The 1,259-nt window shown below is 54.6% G+C and carries 1 protein-coding gene; it reads right to left on the bottom strand.

Features of this window, described 5'->3' with window-relative positions; all coding sequences use genetic code 11:
* Positions 1–51: 51 nt before the first annotated feature.
* Entirely contained in the window at positions 52–1,176 is a 1,125-nt protein-coding gene (locus GIV35_RS27200; protein WP_236265984.1) for an IS481 family transposase, read from the bottom strand.
* Positions 1,177–1,259: the final 83 nt, after the last annotated feature.

Raw genomic sequence — 1,259 nt, 5'->3', positions numbered from 1 at the left:
TGTACGGACCGGACACATGGTTGACACCTGTGCGGGGACATAGTGGACACATTATGCCCCGTAGTCAGGGTTGTTTACGTCGAAGGTCCGTAGAAATTGATGGCAGAAATAGACGTCAAACAAGCCATCTCTTTCAGCGTTAGGGCGTATTGCGATGTGTTGCCCGCGTAGGCCCTTGGCGATGCTGAAGTAGCGTTTCTGAAAGCGAAATCTACTGTCATAAACCTTTGCCAATACATCATCTGGGCCATATTCAAAGTCCGACAGTTGCTGTGGATATGCCCAGGGGCTACTCCGATAGCGGTCCATAGGCACCTTGTAGCCCAGCGCCTGATGAGGGCGCTGCAGGTTATAAACCTCACGCCATTGATCAAAAGCTGATTGAGCGTCCGTCAGTGTGGAAAAGTGTCGTCCATCAAGCACTTCTGCTTTGAGCGAGCGGTGGAAACGTTCGATCTTTCCATTGGTTTGAGGGTGGCGAGGACGGCTGAAGCTGATCCGGATTCCCAGGCGAATCAGCCAGATACTCAGCTCTGAAACTTCACCCGGATTGCGTGGCGAGCCCCAGGGAGCACCATTATCAACGTTGATCCGAACCGGCAAGCCATAGCGCTGGAAAACCTCAATCATCTTCTCCTTCACCGTGGCTCCCCGTTCGTTATCACAGGCCTCAATGGCTAGGCTGAACCGGGAGTGATCGTCCAACAGCGTCAGGGGGTGGCATCGACCTTGCTGCAGTGCGAAATGCCCTTTGAAATCCATCTGCCAAAGATCATTAGGCGCGTCGTGTTCAAATCGCAGCGTCGCCGAATGCTCCTTCAGAGACGGTTGAATCAGGTCATGCCGGTGCAAGATATTGGTGACGGTGCTGGGGGCGATGCGCTTTTCCAGCAGGCTACTAATTGTGCGTCCGCCCCATGCTGGATGGGCCTGTCTAAGTGCGATGACTTGTGCTTCCAAGGCCGTCTGGGTCAATTTGGGACTGCTCGCTGGTCTGCGGGATTTCTCTTGCAGACCAGGCTGACCCAGCGCCTCGTAGCGTTTGAGCCACTTGTACGCTGTTTGTGGGCTGATACCGAATCGTCGACACAGCTCACGTTTGTTGCTGCCGGGTTGCCGCGCTAAGGCAACGAACTCTTCTTTCAGGCTCATGGTATCTCTCGTAGTCCAAGGCATGATGACTTCCCGGCGAAGTTGGTTCGCCGCAAAGTGTCCACCATGTCCCCGCACACCCGTCAACCATGTGTCCGGTCCGTACA

This window comes from Pseudomonas sp. PA-1-6B, assembly GCF_021609545.1.
Lineage (GTDB): Bacteria > Pseudomonadota > Gammaproteobacteria > Pseudomonadales > Pseudomonadaceae > Aquipseudomonas > Aquipseudomonas fluorescens_BV.
Note: the sequence above shows the minus strand (reverse complement) of the source record. Positions and strands in the feature narration are given on the sequence as shown.

Excerpts from the sequence above, each read along its gene's own strand:
- GIV35_RS27200 (WP_236265984.1), bottom strand. The coding sequence starts at position 1,176 with ATGCCTTGGACTACGAGAGATACCATGAGCCTGAAAGAAGAGTTCGTT.